Origin of the sequence: Streptomyces ovatisporus (assembly GCF_042653885.1) — a bacterium.
Lineage (GTDB): Bacteria > Actinomycetota > Actinomycetes > Streptomycetales > Streptomycetaceae > Streptomyces > Streptomyces ovatisporus.
On the sequence record NZ_JBHSFH010000003.1, the window covers coordinates 250,079 to 264,501 of the forward strand.

General features: G+C 74.6%; 14 protein-coding genes and 1 riboswitch. Of the genes, 8 read left to right on the plus strand and 6 right to left on the minus strand.

Annotated elements, in window-relative coordinates:
• Window positions 1–69 precede the first annotated feature (69 nt).
• The 6 genes from ACFPA8_RS02755 to ACFPA8_RS02780 all read right to left on the minus strand — a co-directional run bounded on the left by ACFPA8_RS02755 (window position 70) and on the right by ACFPA8_RS02780 (window position 6,363).
• Window positions 70–1,137 carry a prenyltransferase/squalene oxidase repeat-containing protein gene (locus tag ACFPA8_RS02755; RefSeq protein ID WP_386441667.1) on the minus strand — a complete coding sequence of 356 codons (1,068 nt, stop codon included), beginning with the start codon at window positions 1,135–1,137 and terminating at the stop codon, window positions 70–72.
• Window positions 1,134–1,967: a class I SAM-dependent methyltransferase gene (locus ACFPA8_RS02760; protein WP_386441670.1), complete on the minus strand. Its 834-nt coding sequence runs from the start codon at window positions 1,965–1,967 to the stop codon at window positions 1,134–1,136. The genes ACFPA8_RS02755 and ACFPA8_RS02760 overlap by 4 nt, the downstream gene beginning before the upstream one ends.
• Window positions 1,968–2,089: 122 nt before the next feature.
• Window positions 2,090–3,421 carry a glycosyltransferase family 4 protein gene (locus ACFPA8_RS02765; RefSeq protein WP_386442791.1) on the minus strand — a complete coding sequence of 444 codons (1,332 nt, stop codon included), beginning with the start codon at window positions 3,419–3,421 and terminating at the stop codon, window positions 2,090–2,092.
• Window positions 3,422–3,956: 535 nt separating this feature from the next.
• Window positions 3,957–4,880: a 5-oxoprolinase subunit C family protein gene (locus ACFPA8_RS02770; RefSeq protein WP_386441673.1), complete on the minus strand. Its 924-nt coding sequence runs from the start codon at window positions 4,878–4,880 to the stop codon at window positions 3,957–3,959.
• On the minus strand, window positions 4,877–5,614 hold the full coding sequence (locus tag ACFPA8_RS02775; protein ID WP_386441676.1) for a 5-oxoprolinase subunit B family protein: 738 nt from the start codon (window positions 5,612–5,614) through the stop codon (window positions 4,877–4,879). Before ACFPA8_RS02775 ends, ACFPA8_RS02770 begins: the two co-directional genes overlap by 4 nt.
• Window positions 5,611–6,363 (minus strand): LamB/YcsF family protein, encoded by a 753-nt coding sequence (locus ACFPA8_RS02780; RefSeq protein WP_386441678.1) that lies wholly within the window; start codon window positions 6,361–6,363, stop codon window positions 5,611–5,613. The genes ACFPA8_RS02775 and ACFPA8_RS02780 overlap by 4 nt, the downstream gene beginning before the upstream one ends.
• 106 nt (window positions 6,364–6,469) lie before the next feature.
• Between ACFPA8_RS02780 and ACFPA8_RS02785 the strand changes: the two genes are divergently transcribed.
• From ACFPA8_RS02785 to ACFPA8_RS02820, 8 genes are all read left to right on the plus strand, one after another.
• Window positions 6,470–7,198, plus strand: a complete 729-nt coding sequence (locus ACFPA8_RS02785) for a GntR family transcriptional regulator (protein WP_386441681.1) — start codon at window positions 6,470–6,472, stop codon at window positions 7,196–7,198.
• Window positions 7,195–7,524, plus strand: a complete 330-nt coding sequence (locus ACFPA8_RS02790) for a hypothetical protein (RefSeq protein ID WP_386441684.1) — start codon at window positions 7,195–7,197, stop codon at window positions 7,522–7,524. The genes ACFPA8_RS02785 and ACFPA8_RS02790 overlap by 4 nt, the downstream gene beginning before the upstream one ends.
• Window positions 7,525–7,554: 30 nt before the next feature.
• Window positions 7,555–7,619, plus strand: a riboswitch (cobalamin riboswitch).
• A 126-nt stretch (window positions 7,620–7,745) separates the two neighbouring features.
• Window positions 7,746–9,143: a prenyltransferase/squalene oxidase repeat-containing protein gene (locus ACFPA8_RS02795; protein ID WP_386441687.1), complete on the plus strand. Its 1,398-nt coding sequence runs from the start codon at window positions 7,746–7,748 to the stop codon at window positions 9,141–9,143.
• Complete coding sequence (locus ACFPA8_RS02800) at window positions 9,140–9,883, plus strand: SCO2322 family protein (RefSeq protein WP_386441690.1); 744 nt, start codon at window positions 9,140–9,142, stop codon at window positions 9,881–9,883. Before ACFPA8_RS02795 ends, ACFPA8_RS02800 begins: the two co-directional genes overlap by 4 nt.
• Before the next feature lie 4 nt (window positions 9,884–9,887).
• A complete protein-coding gene (locus ACFPA8_RS02805) occupies window positions 9,888–11,219 on the plus strand; it encodes an energy-coupling factor transporter transmembrane component T (protein ID WP_386441692.1) in 1,332 nt (443 codons plus the stop codon).
• Window positions 11,216–13,093, plus strand: coding sequence for an ABC transporter ATP-binding protein (locus tag ACFPA8_RS02810; protein WP_386441695.1), 1,878 nt, complete (start codon window positions 11,216–11,218; stop codon window positions 13,091–13,093). Before ACFPA8_RS02805 ends, ACFPA8_RS02810 begins: the two co-directional genes overlap by 4 nt.
• Complete coding sequence (locus ACFPA8_RS02815) at window positions 13,090–14,109, plus strand: ECF transporter S component (RefSeq protein ID WP_386441698.1); 1,020 nt, start codon at window positions 13,090–13,092, stop codon at window positions 14,107–14,109. The genes ACFPA8_RS02810 and ACFPA8_RS02815 overlap by 4 nt, the downstream gene beginning before the upstream one ends.
• Window positions 14,051–14,377, plus strand: a complete 327-nt coding sequence (locus ACFPA8_RS02820) for an antibiotic biosynthesis monooxygenase family protein (protein WP_386441701.1) — start codon at window positions 14,051–14,053, stop codon at window positions 14,375–14,377. Before ACFPA8_RS02815 ends, ACFPA8_RS02820 begins: the two co-directional genes overlap by 59 nt.
• The last annotated feature ends 46 nt before the right edge of the window (window positions 14,378–14,423 follow it).

The window sequence follows — 14,423 nt, forward strand, 5'->3', positions numbered from 1 at the left end:
AGGGCCCCCGCCGCCTCCGCGCTGCCGGGGTGCGAGCGGGCCGGACCGGGCGTGCAGGTGTCCGGTCCGTCAGCAGCAGTCCGGCGGCAGTCCCGCGGGGAGGCGTTCACCGCCGAAGACCTGGACGGTGGGTTCGTCGCCGCCGAGCGCGGCGACGGCCAGCAGCAGTGAGCCGGCCGTCCACGTGGTCAGCTCCTCCGGCCAGACGGCGTCGTCCTCGAAGACGTAGCCCGTCCAGTAGAGGCCGTCCTCGGCACGCAGATGCTGCACCCATTTCAGTATCTGCAGCGCCCGGTCCGACTCCCCCATCGCCCAGAGCGCCAGGGCCAGTTCGGCGCTCTCGCCCCCGGTGACCCAGGGGTTGGGCAGTACGCAGCGCACACCCAGGCCGGGCACGACGAACCGGTCCCAGCCCTCGTCGATGCGGGCCCTGGCGGCGTCACCCCGCAGGACGCCGCCGAGCACGGGGTAGTACCAGTCCATGGAGTAGCGGGACTTGTCCAGGAACCGTTCCGGGTGGCTCCGCACCGCGTGGCCGAGCAGCCCCAGGGCCAACTCCCAGTCGGGCTGCGGCTCTTCGCGGTGTTCGGCGATCGCGAGTGCGCAACGCAGCGCCTGGTGCACCGAGGAGGAGCCGGTGAGGAGGGCGTCGGTGACGGGCGTGCCGTCGGGTTCCTGTTTCCAGCCGATCTGCCCGCCGGGCTGCTGGAGCTGCAGCACGAACTCCACCGCGGCGGCGACGGACGGCCACATGCGGTCCAGGAAGGCGTCGTCACCGGTGGCGAGGTAGTGGTGCCAGACGCCGACGGCGATGTACGCGCAGAAGTTGGTCTCGCGGGCCCTCTCGGTGGGCCGGGCGGCGTCCCCGTCGGCGTAGGCGGCGTACCAGGAGCCGTCGGGGAGCTGGTGCTCCGCGAGCCAGTGGTATGCGGCCCGGGCCCGCTCGTGCTCCCCGGCCGTGTCCAGGGCCATGGCGGCCTCGACGTGGTCCCAGGGATCGAGGTGGCCGCCGCGGAACCACGGTATCGCCCCGTCCGGACGCTGCACCGCCAGCAGTCCGTCGACCGTCTGCCCGGCCTGCGCGGCGGTCAGCACGCCGTCCAGCACGAGCCGTTCCGTACGCTCCGGGCTCGTCACGCCTTCCCCCGGCCCGGCGTCCGCGCCTGAGCGGTGGCAGCGGTGCCTGCCTCGGGCACCGCGGTGGTCCCATCGGCCGCGGCGGGCGCCGCAGTTACGTCGGCGGGCAGGTGCGGCTTCGTCGCGTACGCCACGAAGCTCTTGCCGATGAGCGGGTCCAGCGCCCTCTCCGCCAGCCGCGTCGCGAGCGGCTTCTTCATGATGTCCCAGACCAGCAGCTTGTGGTAGGCGCGCACCGGCAGCGCCGCCTCGTCGCCGTCGCGCTCCACGCCGAAGGCGCACTTGAGCCACCAGTACGGTGAGTGCAGCCCGTGCGCGTGGTGCGTGCCGTACGGACGCAGGCCCGACTCCCGCATCTTGCGCAGCAGTTCGTCGGCACGGTAGATGCGGATGTGGCCGCCCTCGACCTCGTGGTACGCGTCGCTGAGTGCCCAGCAGACCCGCTCCGGCCCGTACCGCGGCACGGTCACGGCGATCCTCCCGCCCGGCCGCAGCACGCGGACCATCTCGGCCAGCACGCCCTTGTCGTCGTGGATGTGCTCCATGACCTCGGAGATGATGACGACGTCGAAGCTGTCGTCCGGGAACGGCAGCGCGAGCGCGTCCCCCTCCATGGCCGTGGCGCTCGCTCCCGCGGGCGCCTCCCCCGCCTCGGCCATGGCGGCGAACCAGGAGGCGACTTCACGGATCTCGTCCGCGTTGCGGTCCAGGGCGACGACGCGCGCTCCGCGCCGGTAGCACTCGAAGGCGTGCCGTCCGGCACCGCAGCCGAGGTCCAGTACGCGGTCGCCGGGTGCGAGCGGGAAGCGGGAGAAGTCGACGGTCAGCACTGTGTCTGCCTCTGCTTTCGGCGAGTTGGCGGAGCGGACGGGCGTGGTCGCGGACGGGCGTGGTCGCGGAGGGCGCGCGGGCTGGGGACGGGCTGATGACGGGCTGAGGACTCCGGAGCGGCTCAGCGCGGCACGCCCAGCGCCCGCTCCTCCCGGCGTGCGGCGTGCGGGCGTTCGGCGACGGCGGCGCGGTAGTGCGCCGCGGTGCCCCGCGCCGCCTGCTCCCAGGTGAAGCGGCTCAGCACACGTTCGCGTCCCGCGGCTCCGAGCCGTGCGCGGAGCGCGGGGTCGCCCAGCAGACGGCCGAGCGCCGCGGCCAGCGCACCGGCGTCGCCGGGCGGCACGGCCAGGCACGTCTCACCGTCGTCGCCGGCGACTTCGGGCAGTGCGCCGCCGGTCGTCGCAACCAGCGGTGTGCCCGTCGCCATCGCTTCCACCGCGGGCAGCGAGAAGCCTTCGTACAGCGAAGGCACGCAGGCGACTTGGGCCGTACGCACGAGACCGGCGAGCTCCGCGTCGCTGATGCCCTTGACGAACTCCACGGCGTGCTCGACTCCGTAGCGCCGCATCGCCGCCGCCACGGGGCCCTCCGAGGGGCGCTTGCCGACCACGACGAGGTGCGCGTCGTGAACTTCCGTACGCAGCTTGGCCAGTGCGTCGACGAGGTGCACGAGGCCCTTGAGGGGCACGTCCGCGCTGGAGGTCGTCACGATCCTGCCGGGCACCTCGGGAACCGCCGGATCGGGCGAGAACAGCTCGGTGTCGGCGCCGATGTGGACGACGTGGATGCGGTCCGGGCGCACGCCGAGGTGGTCGGTGATCTCCTGCCCGGACGTGCCGGAGACGGTGAGCACCGACGGCAGCCTCCTGGCCACGCGCCCCTGCATCCGCGTGAAGCCGTACCAGCGGCGCACGGACGCGCGGGCCTTGCGGCTGGTGGCCGCGTCCAGCTCCAACTGCCGGTCGACGGTGATGGGATGGTGGATGGTGGTCACCAGTGGGGCGCCGATGTCGCCCAGAAGTCCGTAGCCGAGAGTCTGGTTGTCGTGCACCACGTCGAACTCGCCGCGCCGGGAGGCCAGATGGCGCCGGGCGCGCAGGGAGAACGTGAGCGGCTCCGGGAAGCCGCCGGTCCACATCGTCCCCACTTCCAGCAGGTCCACCCAGTCGCGGTACTCACCTCGGCCGGGAGTACGGAAGGGATCGGGCTGGCGGTACAGGTCGAGGCTGGGGAGCTCGGTGAGGGTGACGCCTTCGTCGAGCACCGGGTAGGGCTGCGCACCCAGCACCTCGACGGTGTGGCCCAGCCGGGCCAGTTCACGGGACAGGTGGCGCACGTAGACGCCCTGGCCGCCGCAGAACGGGTTCCCCTTGTAGCTCAACAGGGCGATGCGCAGAGGTCTTTCGCCGCCGCCCCCGTACGGAGCGGACGCGGAGGCCGGGCCCGGACGCACGGTGGGAGCGGGTCCGGCGGGCAGGTCCGGCTCCGGGACCCGGGCGGGGGATCCACCGGGGCGGGCCCCGGCAGTTGCACCGGTACGGGCGTCCCGTACGGCCTCTGCGGTCACTCACGGCCCCCTTCATGGCTGTGCTTCGCCGGAGCGTAGCCGCCGGCGGCCCCGCACGCTGGCGGAAGGCCGGGCCGGCCGGGCCGCTCCGACCCTCGGGGCAAGAATTTACCGGCCAGTCACTTTCTCCGAGCACCGGGAGCGGGTGATTCGCGCCACCCGGCGCCCACCTGGGGAGATCCGCCGCACCGGCAGGGCGGCGAACATCACGGAAAGGCGGGGCACGGGACGAACCGGCCCAAGCCTTCGCGTGCTCGGCAGGCCGTCCGGCGAGCGCGGCCGGCCGTCCGGCGCGAAGGCGTTCCCGGACACGTCGCGTCCGTCCTGGCGGTCTCCGGCAGGACCGCATCGCCCGCGCCTCGGCGAACTCCTCGAACCGGGCCTCACGGCACCGCCGGAGGGCATGCCCGGGACCGCCAGCTCACACCGGCGGCGGTCCCGACACCGGAGTGAAGCGGACGGGCGTACCGGGCACCGCCTGCGCCACGGCGGCGAGGGCCTCCCGCGGTACGACGCCGATCACCGGATAGCCGCCGGTGACGGGGTGGTCGGCGAGGAAGACGACGGGACGTCCCTCGGGCGGCACCTGAAGGGCACCGGACACCATGCCCTCGCTGGGCAGTTCGGCCTCCTCGGCGCGCTCCAGGACAGGCCCTTCGAGCCGCAGGCCGACGCGGTTGCTGTCGGAGGAGACCCGGTACTCGCCGGTGATCAGGGTGCGCAGCGCCTCTCGCGTGAACCAGTCCGCGCGGGGCCCGTAGACGACGGGAAGCAGCAGCTCCCGGGGCGGGGCGGCCCACGGTGCGGCGTCCGCGTGGACGCCGCCCGCGCCGTAGCGGCGCTCCCCGCGGCCGTCGGGCGCCGGGCCACCGCCGAGCGGCAGGCGGTCGCCGTCCCGCAGAGGCTGCGGGCCGAGCCCGGAGAGCAGGTCGGTGGAGCGGCTGCCCAGGACGGGCTCCGCGTCGATGCCTCCCGAGAAGGCCAGACAGCAGCGCACCCCCCACTCGGCGGGCCCCACGTCCAGCACCGCGCCGGCGGGGAGCCTGAAGGGGACGCCCCAGGGCGCGGGCCTGCCGTCGACGCTGACCGCGCAGGAGGCCCCGGTCACCACGGCCCGGACCGCCGCGGCGTCCTCGGCGACCGCGCGCAGGGCGCAGCCGCTCACCGTGGTCTCCAGGGTTGCGGCGCCGTCCGGGTTGCCCAGCAGCCTGTTGGCGAGCAGATGGGCCGGCTCGTCCAGGGCACCGGACCGGGGCACTCCGAGGTGCGCGTGGCCCGGGCGGCCCAGGTCCTGGACGGTGGTGAGCGCTCCGGCCCGGACGACGTGCAGTTCCACGGCGCTCACCGGCCCTCCCCCCGACCCGGCTCCGGTCCCGGCTGCGGCCGGGGGCCGGGCTCCGGGACGAAGCGGACCCGCGTGCCCGGTGCCAGCAGAGCCGCCGGTTCCCGCTCCGTGTCCCACAGCACGGTGCGTACCGCGGTGCCGATCAGCTGCCACCCGCCGGGCGAGGAGCGCGGATAGACGCCCGTGTACGGCCCGGCGAGCCCCACGGCGCCCGGCGGGACCCTGGTGCGGGGATCGGAGCGGCGCGGCACGTGGTACTTCTCGGGCAGCCCCGTCAGGTAGCCGAAACCGGGTGCGAAGCCGCAGAAGGCCACGCGGAAGTCGGTGGCGGCGTGCACCCGGGCGACCTCAGCGGGTGCGAGTCCCCACATCGCGGCGACGTCGGCCAGGTCCGGCCCGTCGTAGCGGACGGGGATCTCCACGGCGGACTCGCCGCTGCGGACGAGCGGAGGGATCTCCCAGCCGGGCAGCTGAGCCGCGAGCCGTTGCGGCTCGGCCAGCCCGTCCAGCAGCACGGTGCGCGCCCCGGGCACGATCTCCGTGATCTCCGGCAGCCGGCCGGCGTCGCGGCGGCGGAGCACCTCGGCGTGGAACGCCTCGGCCACCTCCCCGTCCGGAAGTTCGACGAGCAGTGCGTGCCGGCCCACGGGGAGTACGAGCGGGCGGGGCGCGGCGCCGGCCGGGCGGCTCCCCTCCCCGGCGTCTCTCGCGTCCTTCGCGTCCGGGCCGGTCACGCGAACGCCCGCACCGTTATGCCCGCGCCGTCCAGCTCGGCCCGGATCCGGCGCGCCAGTCCGGCGGCGCCGGGGGTGTCCCCGTGCAGGCAGAGCGAGCGGGCGGGCAGCCGCAGCGGCTCGCCGTCGACGGCGGACACCTCCTCGCCGCGTGCTATGGCGAGGCAGCGCGCGACGACTCGCTCCGCGTCGTCCAGCAGCGCGCCCGGCTCACTGCGGGGCACGAGCGTGCCGTCGGGGCGGTAACCGCGGTCGGCGAACGCCTCGTTGATCGCGGGGAGGCCGGAGGCAGCGGCGGCGGCGTGGAGTTCGGAACCGGGGAGCCCCAGCACGGGCAGGGGCGTACCGGCCAGGCGGACGCCCTCGACGACGGCTGCCGCCTGCCCGGGGTCCCGTACACAGCGGTTGTAGAGCGCACCGTGCGGCTTGACGTAGCCGACGGCGGCGCCCGCCGCGCGCGCGAAGATCTCCAGGGCGCCGATCTGGTAGGCGACCTCGGCCGCCAGGTCGGCCGGGGGCACGTCCATGGAGCGGCGGCCGAATCCGGCCAGGTCCCGGTAGGAGACCTGGGCGCCGATGCGTACTCCGGCAGCTGCCGCGTGCTCGCAGACCCGGCGCATGATGACGGGGTCGCCGGCGTGGAAGCCGCAGGCGATGTTGGCGCTGGTGACCGAGGTGAGCAGAGCGTCGTCGTCGGTGAGCTGCCACCGCCCGAAGCCCTCTCCGAGGTCGGCGTTGAGGTCGATCATCCCAGCTAACCTAAGGGATTGTTGAACAATACGGCAAGGGGGTTGTTGTCTTGCCTGCTCTTGTGGGATTCACTGGGGCCGACCAGCCGCACGAAAGAAGATCACCATGACCGCCGACTCCGGCTCCGGCCTGGAGCTGTCCGAACTCGCCGCCGACCGGGCCCTGTTGGGCCGCACCAGCACGGCCGAGCGCGTCGCAGGCATTCTGCGGGAACGTATCGCACAGGGCTTCTTCCTGCCCGGCGTGCGGCTCTCGGAGGAACGCATCGGCGGCGCCCTCGGCGTCTCCCGCAACACTCTCCGTGAGGCGTTCCGGCTGCTGACGCACGAGCGGCTGCTCGTCCACCGGCTCAACAAGGGCGCGTTCGTACGCGTCCTCTCGGCGGCCGACATCGCGGACATCTACCGGGTGCGGAAGCTCGTCGAGTGTGCGGCCGTGCGCGGGCTGGGCGAGCCGCCCCACCCGCTCAAGGACGTCTCCGCCGCGGTCGAGGCGGGAGAGCAGGCGGCAGCCCGCAGCCGGTGGAACGACTGCGGCACCGCGAACATCCATTTCCACCAGGCCCTCGCCGGACTCGCGGGCAGCGAACGCACCGACGACCTGATGCGCGGCGTACTGGCCGAACTGCGCCTGGCCTTCCACGTGATGGACGATCCCCGGCGTTTCTACGAGCCCTACCTCACCCGCAACCGCGAAATCCTCACCGCACTCGAGGACGGCGACGCGACGGCGGCCGAGCGCATGCTCGGCTACTACCTGGAGGACTCCCGGCGCCAGGTGATCGAGGCGTACCCGGAGCAGCCGCCGCACGGCTCCGGGGCCGGGGTTCGTTGAACGATCCACCTGGCGGGCGGCTGCTGCGTCCGCCCGTGCGTCTGCTCGCGCGCCGTGGCCGCTTCCCGCCGGACGGGCCGCCGCGTCCTCGTCCGACCGCACGCGTCCGACCGCACGCGTCAGGCGGCACACCTCCCGCGGCCTGCGGCACGTCGTGGACGGGCCGCCGTCCGTCCGACGCCGAACTCGCCGACGGGCCGGACGAGTTCGCCGAGGCCGCGGACGTACGCCCCGACGGCGGGCTGCACTTCCCCGGCCGCTTCGCCTTCGCCGAGGGAAGAGCCGCCCCGGCGGCGGGCGGCGGGGCCCGGGAGGCGGACGGCTAGAGTGTCGGTGCAGACATCGCCGCCGATCGAGGGAAGCCGGTGGAATTCCGGCGCTGACCCGCAACCGTGAACGGCGCCCGAGAGCACGGGAGACCGTGCGGGCCCGTGAGCCGGAGCACCCGGTCGGCGGCAGGGCTCGCGGAGCTGTGGCATCCGGCCGGGGACGGCGGGAGCGGCGGCTCCCACCGTCGAGGTTTACGGAGCTGAGCCGGGTGTGCCGCATGACGGAGCGCGCAGGAGTACGCGCCCGGCGGGCGGGGCGGCCGAGCGCGGCTGCGTACCGCTCACCGAAAGGCACCCCCATGTTCGTGCGCCGGAGCTTCGCCGTCATAGCCGCAGCGTCAGCGCTCTGCGCCGTCACGGCGCCGGCGGCATCCCCCGCCGCCGCCGCAGGAGCCGGCGCGGGAGCGCGTGCTTCGACCGCCTCCGCCGGCAAACTGCCCGACGGCCTGTACGGGAAGGCCGACCCGAAGTACGACGGCGTCTGGCGCCAGTCCGTCGCCCTCCTCGCCCAGGACGCCGCCGGCGCGAAGCCCGCGGCGAAGGCGGTGGAGTGGCTCGCGGAGCAGCAGTGCGACGACGGCTCCTTCACCGCGTACCGCGCAGACCCCGGCGCCGGGTGCGACGCGAAGAAGACCCCCGCCGACACCAACGCCACCGCTCTGGCCGTGCAGGCGCTCTCCGCCGTGGGCGGCCGGAGCGCGACCGTCCGCGAGTCGCTGGCGTGGCTGGGATCGGTGCAGAACAAGGACGGCGGCTGGGGATACAACCCCGGCAGTCCCACGGACGCCAATTCGGTCTCGGTCGTCATGGGCGCCTACTCGGCGGCCGGCCGCGAGCCGGAGCGGATACGCAAGGGCGGCGCCTCCCCGTACGACGCGCTGGAGACGCTCCAACTGGGCTGCGACGCCGAAGCGTCCGGGCGCGGCGCCTACGCCTATCAGCCCGGCAAGAAGGGCGAACTCGCCGCGAACGACGACGCCACAGCCGCCGCCACGCTTGCGGGGTTCGGCTCGGGCCTGCTCGTCGGCGACGGCGGCCGGAACGGAGCGGCGGACGGCGAGTCGCGGAAGTCGCGGCCCGTCGAGCCGTTGAAGTGCGGCGACGGCGACGGGAAGCAGCCCGGCGGCCGGACCGAGGCGGCGGAAGCAGGTGCCGCGTATCTGGCCTCCGTGCTGAAGAAGGGCGGCGGTCATCTGCGCGCTGTGACACCGGGAGCAGAGGGAGGCCCCGACTACGCGAACACCGCCGACGCCGTCATCGCCCTCGCCGCCGGCGGTCACCGGGCCGAAGCGGAGAAGTCCCTGGACTGGCTGGCCGGCGAACTCGGGAAGTGGGACAAGTCCCGCAACGACCCTGCCGCGATCGGCGGCGTCATGCTGGCCGTGCACGCGACGGGGGGCGACGCCGCGAAGCTCGGGGGTGTCGGCCTGCTGAAGCGCCTCAACGCCACGGGCCCGCAGCCCGCCCGCGTGCCGGAAGAGAACGGGGGTGGTGACGAGGACGGCCAGGAGGGCAGCAGCTCTGTCGCCACCTGGTCCCTGGTCGGTGCCGGGCTCGCGGCCGGTGCGGGCGTCGGGTTCCTGCTCAGCGGGCGGCGGAAGCGTCAAGGACTGTGAGGGGGCGGGGCTCGGGGCGCGGCGCACGCCTCGTCCGACTCGGCCTCGTACTGGCCGCGTCGTTCCTGGCCGGTACGGGACCGGCCGCGGCGGCGGGCGCCACTCCCGTGCAGGACGAGGGCAGTTACCGGTACTGGTCGTTCTGGGAGCAGAGCAGCGAGGGCAGTTGGAAGTACGCCACGAAGGGGCCGTCCGTGCTGCGTCCCGAGGACGGTGCTGTGCTCGGTTTCCGGTTCGCCCTGAGTGAGGACTCGCAGGACGCGGCAGAGCCACGCGGCCGGACCGGATTCGGCGCGGCCTGCGCCGACACCGACGCGCGGCAGGGCCGCAAACGCATCGCCGTACGCATCGACTTCGGCACCGCCGCTCATGCGCCGGACGGCGAGACCCCGCCGAAGTCCCGGACCGCCTGCGCGCGGGTCCCCGGGGACGCGAGCGCCGCCGAGGCGCTCGCCGCGGTGGCCGAGCCGTTGCGCTACAACTCGGTGGCGCTGCTGTGCGCCGTCGAGGGCTACCCGGAGCGTGGATGCGGCGAACAGGTCCGGGGAGGGGAGCAGTCCACGGAGGACGGCCGACCGTCCGGAAGTGCCGCCGCCGGCAAGGGCGATGCCGGCAGCGGCGACGGGGGAGCGGGGGCCGGTGCGGGAGGTCTCGGACCTCTCGCGGGGATCGGCGCGGGTGTCGCCGCGGTCGCCGTCCTCGCCGCAGCAGCCGTACGGCAGTCACGCCGCCGCAGGTGACGCGATGACCGGGCCGCACCCCTCCCCGCAGCCGGTCGTCCCGGGCGGCCTGCCGGACACCGGCGTCGGTGCCCTGCTGCACCGGCTGCGCGCACCCCGGGCACGGCGCGGTGCGGCCCTGCACCCCGGGGCGTGGTGGCTGTGGGCGCTGGGCCTGGCCACCGCGGCGTCGCGCACGACCAACCCGCTGCTGCTGATGCTGCTGTGCGCGGTGGCGGGTTACGTCGTCGCCGCCCGCCGTACGGATGCTCCCTGGGCACGCTCGTACGGTGCGTTCCTCAAGCTCGGACTCGCGGTCCTGGCGATCCGGCTCGTCTTCGCCTTCTTCCTCGGCTCCCCCATCCCCGGCAGCGTCGTGCTCGTCACCCTGCCCGAAGTGCCCCTGCCCGCCTGGGCGCAGGGCGTACGCATCGGCGGCAGGGTCACGGCGGAGGGGCTCGTCTTCGCGCTGTACGACGGCATGAGGCTGGCCGCCCTGCTCGTCTGCGTGGGTGCCGCCAACGCGCTCGCCAATCCGGCACGTTTGCTCAAGTCCCTTCCCGGCGCGCTCTACGAGGCGGGAGTGGCCGCCGTCGTCGCCATGACGTTCGCGCCGAACCTGATCGCCGACGTGCAGCGGCTCCGCGCCGCACGCCGCCTGCGCGGTCGCGCCGACAAGGGCGTACGGGCGCTGCTGCAGGTCGGACTGCCCGTGCTGGAAGGCGCGTTGGAGCGTTCCGTCGCGCTGGCTGCCGCGATGGACTCGCGGGGCTACGGACGCAGCGCCCCGGTGTCCCGCGCGCTGCGACGCACCACCGCGGCTCTCACGCTCTGCGGGCTGCTGGGCGTCTGCACCGGCATGTTCGCGCTGCTCACCGCCCAAGGAGCCGCCTACGGACTGCCGTTGCTGCTGGGCGGGGTCGCTCTCGCCCTTGCCGGGCTGCGCCTCGGTGGACGGCGCAGCATCCGCACCCGCTACCGGCCCGAGCGCTGGGGAGCACGCGCGTGGCTCGTCGCCGGTGCCGGTGCGGCAGTCGGCGCCGTACTGGTGACGGCGGGGAGCGCCTTCCCGGAGGCGCTGGAGCCGCCCGCAGTGCCCCTTTCGCCGCCGCCGCTGCCGCTGTGGCCTGCGGCGGGACTCCTGGTGGGCCTGCTGCCCGCCTTCGTGGCCCCGCTCCCGGCCCCGTCACCGGCGGCGGCCTCGGCGCTGCCCTCCGCGGCGGCCACGGCGCTGCCCCCGGGCGGGGCGGCGCACGGGGGAATCCCTGCTCCGCCCGGTGCCCCCGCCCGCACCCCGGCCGCTGCTTCCGCCGCCTCCCGACTCCGCCCGTCCGCACCCGAGGAGCCCGCCCCGTGATCCGCTTCGAGCAGGTCTCCGTCCGCTACGAGGACGCCGCGGCACCCGCCGTGGGACCGGTGGACGTGGAGGTTCCCGAAGGCGAACTCTGCCTGCTGGTCGGCGCGTCGGGAGCCGGCAAGTCGACCCTGCTGGGCACGGTCTCCGGTCTCGTACCGCACTTCACCGGCGGCACCCTCCACGGCCGCGTCACCGTGGCGGGCCGTGACACCCGGACGCACAAGCCGCGCGAACTCGCCGACGTCGTCGGCACCGTGGGACAGGACCCGCTCGCGCACTTCGTCACCGACACCGTCGAGGACGAACTCGCTTACGGCATGGAGTCGTTGGGCCTGCCCCCGGCCACCATGCGCCGCCGCGTCGAGGAGACCCTCGACCTGCTGGGCCTCAACGAACTGCGCGACCGCCCCATCGCGACGCTCTCCGGAGGGCAGCAACAACGCGTCGCCATCGGCTCGGTGCTCACCCCGCACCCGCGCGTCCTCGTCCTCGACGAGCCCACCTCGGCCCTCGACCCGGCCGCCGCCGAAGAAGTGCTCGCGGTGCTGCAACGGCTCGTGCACGATCTCGGTACCACCGTGCTGATGGCCGAACACCGGCTCGAGCGCGTCGTGCAGTACGCGGACCAGGTGCTGCTCCTGTCCGGGCCCGGCACCACCGCCCGGCTCGGCACGCCTCCCGAGATGATGGCCCTCTCCCCCGTCCGTCCGCCGGTGGTCGCGCTCGGCAGGCTCGCCGGCTGGTCGCCGCTGCCGATGTCCGTGCGGGACGCCCGCCGCAGGGCCGAGCCGCTGCGGCAGGACCTCGCCCGGCTGCGGACGCCCGGCGAGGTGCCGGGCCCCCGCGGCGACCGCCCGCAGGACGACCGCCCCTCCGGCGACCGCCCCGCCCACACGGCCGGGCCCGCCTCCACCACGCCTGCGGGCCGCCCGGGTGGCGGCATCCGCTCCCGCCTGCGCACGGCGCTGCGCCGGGCACCGGACCGTACGGACGCCGCGTACACGCCCGAAGCCCCGCGTACGGAGGGAGGTCCGACACCGGAGCCGCTCGCCCGTGTCACCGGGCTGACGCTGACCCGGGGCACCGTCACCGCGCTCCACGAGGTGGACCTGACACTCCGCCGCGGGGAGACGGTCGCCCTCATGGGCCGCAACGGGGCGGGCAAGTCCACACTCCTGGGAACCCTCGTGGGCCTGCACACCCCGACTGCCGGCACGGTCGCGGTCGGCGGGGCCGAGCGGCTGGCTCCCGTCCGTACCCGGCCACGCAGACTCCTCCGGCACGTCGGCCTCGTCCCGCAGGAACCCCGCGACCTGCTGTACGCGGACACGGTCGCCGCCGAGTGCGCAGCCGCCGACGCCGACGCGGACGCCCCCGAGGGCACCTGCCGTGAACTGGTCGCCGAACTCCTCCCCGGTGTCGGCGACTTCACCCATCCGCGCGACCTCTCCGAAGGACAGCGACTCGTCCTCGCTCTCGCGGTCGTCCTCACGGCCCGGCCACCGCTGATACTCCTCGACGAACCCACACGCGGCCTCGACTACGCGGCCAAGTCCCGTCTCATACGCATACTCCGTGCGCTGGCGGACGACGGTCACGCGGTCCTCCTCGCCACCCACGACGTGGAGCTGGCCGCCGAACTCGCCCACCGGGTCGTGATTCTCGCCCAGGGCGAGACCGTCGCAGACGGCCCGACAGCCGAAGTGGTGACCTCCTCCCCCGCTTTCGCCCCGCAGGTGGCCAAGATCCTCGCGCCCGCACGGTGGTTGACCGTCCCCCAGGTACGGGCCGCGCTGCACGCCGCACGAACGGCGGACGTACCGGAGGACGCGGAGGACGAGGCGCGGGCCGACGGCCCCGGGGCGGCGCGATGAACCTCCGCACCCCTCGCGGCCCGGTACCGGAGCCGCCTGCGCACACGCCAGGCCACGAGCCCGGCCGGGCGACGACGGGAACTCCCGGCGCACCGCGGGCCGTCCGTCTCGGCCCGCGCTCCGTCGCCGCTCTCCTCCTGACCAGCGCCGCGGGCATCGTCGCCTTCGGCTGGCCGCTGCTCGCCGACTCGGCGTCGGGGCTGGCCCATTCACGGGACGCGCCCTGGCTGTTCGCCGCGCTGCTCCCCCTGCTGCTGGCCGTGGTCATGGCGACGATCGCCGACACCGGCATGGACGCGAAGGCCGTCGCCATGCTCGGCGTCCTCGCGGCGGCGGGCGCGGCACTGCGGCCGCTCGGCGCCGGAACCGCGGGCCTGGAGCCGATGTTCTTCCTCATCGTCCTCTCCGGCCGGGTACTCGGGCCGGGTTTCGGCTTCGTGCTGGGCGCCCTGTCGATGTTCGCCAGCGCTCTGCTCACGGGAGGCACCGGGCCCTGGATGCCCTTCCAGATGCTCAGCATGGGCTGGGTGGCCATGGGCGCAGGACTCCTCCCCGGCGCCCGACGCCTGCGCGGCCGCCCGGAGTTGCTGCTGCTTTCGGCCTACGGCGCCCCTGCGGCCCTGGCGTACGGGCTGGTGATGAACCTCCAGGGCTGGCCCTACATCGCCGGTCTCGGCTCGGGCGTCTCCTTCGTCCCGGGCGACCCGCTGCCCGAGAACCTCGCCCGGTTCACCGCGTACGTGCTCGCCACGTCCCTCGGCTGGGACGTGCCGCGGGCAGCACTGACGGTCGTACTCGTCCTCACCCTCGGCGGGCCCGTCCTGCGTGCCCTCCGCCGCGCCACGCGCCGCGCCGCGTTCGAGGCACCGGCCGGATTCCGGCCCGGCCCGTCCCCCGGCCGCACCGCCGCCTCACCGGATCGACGGCCGCCGCATGCCGTACGGCAGGATGGAACGCATGAGCATCGTGAAGATCAACGTCCTGAACGTCCCCGCGGAGCAGCGGGAGATCCTTGAGAAGCGCTTCGCCTCCCGCGCGGGCGCCGTCGAGGGCTCGGACGGCTTCGAATGGTTCGAACTCCTCCGCCCGGTCGAAGGCACCGACGACTATCTGGTGTACACGCGGTGGCGTGACGAGGAGTCCTTCCAGGCGTGGATGGAGGGCCCGATGAAGCAGGCCCACCAGGGCGGCGAAGCCGGCTCCGAGCGTCCCAAACCGGCAGCGGCGGGCTCCACTCTGTGGTCGTTCGAGGTCGTCCAGCAGGCCGCGCCGAAGCAGGGCTGAACCCCGAGCCCGAGCAGCGCTCCCCCGGCGGGGCGGCCCGCCCGCC

Coding starts and splice junctions, on each gene's coding strand:
- ACFPA8_RS02780 (WP_386441678.1), bottom strand. CDS start 6,363: ATGATCGACCTCAACGCCGACCTCGGAGAGGGCTTCGGGCGGTGGCAG.
- ACFPA8_RS02795 (WP_386441687.1), top strand. CDS start 7,746: ATGACGGAGCGCGCAGGAGTACGCGCCCGGCGGGCGGGGCGGCCGAGC.
- ACFPA8_RS02815 (WP_386441698.1), top strand. CDS start 13,090: ATGAACCTCCGCACCCCTCGCGGCCCGGTACCGGAGCCGCCTGCGCAC.
- ACFPA8_RS02805 (WP_386441692.1), top strand. CDS start 9,888: ATGACCGGGCCGCACCCCTCCCCGCAGCCGGTCGTCCCGGGCGGCCTG.
- ACFPA8_RS02785 (WP_386441681.1), top strand. CDS start 6,470: ATGACCGCCGACTCCGGCTCCGGCCTGGAGCTGTCCGAACTCGCCGCC.
- ACFPA8_RS02820 (WP_386441701.1), top strand. CDS start 14,051: ATGAGCATCGTGAAGATCAACGTCCTGAACGTCCCCGCGGAGCAGCGG.